This window comes from Mycobacterium sp. (genome assembly GCF_049281135.1).
In the GTDB taxonomy this organism is placed as follows: Bacteria; Actinomycetota; Actinomycetes; order Mycobacteriales; family Mycobacteriaceae; genus Mycobacterium.
In genome coordinates this window covers 1-4242 of the sequence record NZ_JBAPRN010000428.1, presented here as the reverse complement: position 1 = coordinate 4242, position 4242 = coordinate 1, and the positions used below count along the sequence as shown (strand labels likewise).

Annotated in this window: 4 protein-coding genes; 2 read left to right on the top strand and 2 right to left on the bottom strand. The window is 62.4% G+C overall.

Annotated elements, in window-relative coordinates; genetic code table 11:
* Window positions 1–59: 59 nt before the first annotated feature.
* Together WAN02_RS17625 and WAN02_RS17620 are read right to left on the bottom strand one after the other, a co-directional pair.
* Window positions 60–908, bottom strand: coding sequence for a hypothetical protein (locus WAN02_RS17625; protein WP_422265530.1), 849 nt, complete (start codon window positions 906–908; stop codon window positions 60–62).
* Window positions 909–911: 3 nt separating this feature from the next.
* A complete protein-coding gene (locus WAN02_RS17620; protein ID WP_422265529.1) occupies window positions 912–2024 on the bottom strand; it encodes a spirocyclase AveC family protein in 1113 nt (370 codons plus the stop codon).
* Window positions 2025–2455: 431 nt separating this feature from the next.
* Between WAN02_RS17620 and WAN02_RS17615 the strand changes: the two genes are divergently transcribed.
* The gene (locus tag WAN02_RS17615) at window positions 2456–3406 is read left to right on the top strand and encodes an NADP-dependent oxidoreductase (protein ID WP_422265528.1); all 951 of its coding nucleotides are present in this window, start codon (window positions 2456–2458) and stop codon (window positions 3404–3406) included.
* Window positions 3407–3585: 179 nt separating this feature from the next.
* On the top strand, window positions 3586–4242 hold a 657-nt coding region (locus WAN02_RS17610), incomplete at its 3' end, for a hypothetical protein (RefSeq protein ID WP_422265526.1).

Here is a 4242-nt window from a genome sequence, read left to right as displayed (position 1 = left end):
GCGCCGGTCAACGGCGCCAGCCCCGGCACAAACCCGCGGCCACATCGTGGCGACGATACCTACCTTTCAGCGGTGGCCCGCTTTGCGTGGGCGTCCCGCACATGCGGATCGGGTGAATCACGCCAGGGCGAGTCCGTGCTGACCGTGAGCGCGACACCCTGGGTGGCCAGCCCGCACAACACAAATGTGAGCGCCGCGACTACGGTCGCCATCGGTCCGGTCATGTCCGAGTTGATTGCGATGTACCACGGCCACGCCGTGATCAGCGCTCCGCCCAGGTATGCGGTGATCGGGACAAGCACGAGAAGCGCTCTGCTCGCCCCGGTGAGGCGTGGGGCGAGCGCCCAGACAAGCAGGCCGATCAACAGATACGCGGTCGCGTTCTTGAACGACCCCATGAGAGGTAGGTGCAAGATGCTGATCGGCTGGCTGCCGAAGTAGACGTACGCCTTCAGGTTGACGGCGATCAACTGGAAGATCATGTCGGTCGCGATGAGAATGGCCCAGAATGTCCAGACTCCGCGAATGGTCAGTCCACGCTGAAACAGTCGGCTCCCCAGATAACCGCCCATGCCGAGGTAGAAGGCATAGACCGGGGGCACAAAGAACGGGATGTTGGCACCGAATGCGCTGAACGTGGGTCCTGGGTAACCCTCGCCCCAGGCCAGCAGGTCGAGGTGACCGAGCAACGGTTCCGCGACCAGGGCGGCCAGCGCTCCCCCGAGGCAGAGTAGCAGCGGTGTGAAATCCTTTGTGCGGGAGAGTATTACCGCTGCAAAAATGAAAGCGAGTAGCCCCAACCCTACCGACATGGCCGTGAGTAGCCATGGCGTGAGCGACCATACGGCATCGGCCGGGAAAGCCGGCGGCAGCGCCGTCAAACCCATGTCGATCATCTGGACGCGCATTGGTCAACGTCCCGGATGCACGCCGGGCACCGAGTCGATTCCCGTTGTGTGGGGGCCGACGAACGGCGCGGACGGATCGGGGCAGAGCCGCACCTGCGGCGTTCCGCACATGTGATTGGTCATGTAACTCGGGAAGCCGCTCGGCATTTCGTCGGCGTAGACCGCGATCGGGATGGTGATGGCGTTATAGGTCAGCCATGACGCGTTCGTGAAGCCGATCACGGCGAGCAGGCTGACGAGGGTCTTCATGGCGCTGGCGCGTGGGCCGGAAAACGCCAGGCGATCGAGTCCGCGTTCCGCCCAGGAAATTCCCCGGTCGTCCTTGAAGTAGCGCAGCGCGCCCATTGCGCCGACGAGGCAGAACCCGGTGATGACCATCTCCGTGAGCGGCATCTGGTGGATCGTTCCGGCATTGAGCGACAACGCGTGGATCGTGCCCGGCCAGGCCAGCCAACCGGTCCAGATCATGTACTCCTCCATCAGCAAGAAGAAGGCCATGGCCGTACCGACACCGACGAAAAAAGTCCTGAAATTGCTGAGATTCCAGCGTTTTTGCGCACGGCGCATCACGGCACACGACAGCACACAGCCCAAGATGTTGGTGAAGAAGGCACTGCACTCCAACAGAAGCGAATTCGGCAGGTTGCTGCCGGTCGGGCCGAACCATCCCGGAATGTGCTCAACCCACGAGCCCATGTTGACGTAGTACGAATTGAAAAACACCTGTGGACGAATCCAGTTGGGAACCGGATCCAGCCAGAAGCATGACACCCATCCGATCAGAAGCTTGGCGTCGAAGGTCAGCTTCCGTTCGCGCAGGCATTGGCGCGTAACCCATACCACGCATCCGATGGCTAGCAGCGTCACCGAGATCTGCGAGAACCACGCCCACACTTTGACTGAGCTGGGTACCGGGTCGGCGCCGGTCGACACGCGCCGGAAGTCTTCCGACGTCATCCACGAGACGTAGACGTAGATCTGAAGCGCCAGAGCCGCCGCCCCCACCGTCGCGAACCAGACGACCGGCCTGCCTCCGCGCCCGCGCACAGGATCGGCCCTTCGACGTGAATCAACCACCACCGATGGGCTCGGGTCGTGCACTGTCGACATCGTCATCCTCCAGACCTGGCTGCGACTGACTACTCCGCATCACTGTTTGCTGAGATGCAGATCCTTGAAAGTGAGACTTCGCTTACTTCCTGGTGAGGATAGAGCGTTGAGTCACTCGTGTCAACGATCGTTCTCAAACGAACGGCGGGACGGCCCACGAAGCGTCTGTATCTTCGAGATCACGATAGATACAGCTAAACGACATATATCTACCGATGTTCCGTCGGTCTCCTAGCGACAAGTCGCGCCTCAAAGAAGTTCTCGTTGACACCTAACGTCGAGCAGGTATACGTTTCCGGTCATCCGAGCGGGCGCCAGACGCATCGACCAGACCGCGAGGTAGTGTTTGCTAAACCCTCAGTTCTCGCGACGTGCTCGGCGCCGGGCGAGCCCGCGACCGAGTGCACTCGTCGCCAATCAGAGAGCAGGTTGTTGACATGAAAGCCATCGGTTTCACCGAGTTCGGCGGTCCCGAGATGCTCGCAACGCTGGACCTTCCCGAGCCTCATGCCGGACGGGGTCAGGTCCGCATCCGAGTCCACGCAGCCGCGGTGAATCCGTCCGACTGCATGACCCGGGCAGGCGCGATCCTTGACCACCAGGACCGGATGGGAGAGGTACCGCAGCCGCCCTACGTGGTGGGCTGGGAAGTCTCCGGCGTAGTGGACGAGATCGGGCTCGATGTCAGCGGCGATTTCACGATTGGTGACCACGTCATTGCCATCACCCTCCCGGTAGGCGCCGGCGGCGCTTACGTGGAGAGTCTGGTTGTCCCCGAAGAATCCGTGGCGAAGGCGCCCGCCGGAGTGGGACACGTTGCCGCCGCGACACTTCCGATGAACGGTCTGACCGCCCGGCTGGCGCTGGATCTGCTCGCGCTACCACCGGGGTCCACGGTCGCGGTCATCGGCGCTGTTGGCGCGCTCGGCGGATTCGCCGTGCAACTGGCCAAAGCCGACGGTTTGACCGTGATCGCCGACGCGTCTCCCGCCGACGCGGCGACAGTGGCCTTGCTCGGAGCCGACACCATACTGCGCCGTTGCCCCGACATCGCAGATCGGATCAGGGAAGTCGTGCGGGACGGCGTGGACGGCCTGATCGACTGCGCGCTGCTCGACGACGCCGTGCTGCCCGCGGTGAGCGACGGCGGCGGCATCTGCACGGCGAGGTTCTATACCGGTCCACGCGAACGCGGAATTACGTGGCACCCGGTTTTCGTCGGCGAGTATCTCAGGCAACAGCGGAAACTGGACCAGCTGGCCAGGCAAGTCGAGTCCGGCGCACTCACCCTGCGGGTGGCTGGGACCTACCCGGCCGAAGATGCCGCGCAGGCACACCACGAGGTGGAGAAGGGTGGCCTGCGGGGCAGATTGGTGCTGGTCTTTTGAGCACCACCGCGAGCCATTGGTGGCGAAAGACATTGCGCCACTGCGCCGCAAATGCCCGGTCGGACAACCGGTCGACAACCGTTTACGCGCGCGACGTTTGCCGGGATCACGACGATCGGTGAAGTCACTGACCGATTCCACCCAGCCTAACTTCGACAAAACTCATACGGAGGAGTGCCATGCAGCCCGATAGACCCGTCGACGAACACGCACTGATCTTGTGCGCCCGCTGCGGGCCGGCGTTCGTGACGATCTTTTTCGGCGGATTGATCTTCGCCGGGCAGTTTCCGGTCTTCTCACCCAGCATCACTGCCGAGCAGCTGGCGCACTACTACCAGACCGATACCAACGTGATACGGATCGGTTTGTGCATCGCGTTCGTCGGGACCGCACTGTATTTGCCCTTCACCGCGGCCATTAGCAGCCAGCTGCGCCGCATGGAAGGGTCGACGCCGGTGCTCACCTACGCCCAGCTTGCCGGCGGCTTGGGCGGGCTGGTGAATTTCCTGATCCCAACGCTGCTGTTGATCCTTGCGGCGTTTCGGCCGGAACGTTCACCCGAGGTAACCCAGACGCTGCACGATCTCGCATGGATGATCATGGTGATCGTCCTCAACACCAACTGCGTCCAGTATTTCGCGATTGCCCGAGCGGTCATCAAAGACAACGAGCTCAACCCGGAGCCGATTTTTCCGCGTTGGATCGTCTACGTGAACTACATCACCGGGCTCAGCTTCTTCATCGACGTCCTCGTCGCCTTCTACAAGGGCGGGCCGTTCGCGTGGAACGGCCTGATGTGCCTCTACGTTCCGGCCATCATCTGGATTGGGTGGATC

Excerpts from the sequence above, each read along its gene's own strand:
- WAN02_RS17625 (WP_422265530.1), bottom strand. The coding sequence starts at position 908 with ATGCGCGTCCAGATGATCGACATGGGTTTGACGGCGCTGCCGCCGGCT.
- WAN02_RS17620 (WP_422265529.1), bottom strand. The coding sequence starts at position 2,024 with ATGACGATGTCGACAGTGCACGACCCGAGCCCATCGGTGGTGGTTGAT.
- WAN02_RS17615 (WP_422265528.1), top strand. The coding sequence starts at position 2,456 with ATGAAAGCCATCGGTTTCACCGAGTTCGGCGGTCCCGAGATGCTCGCA.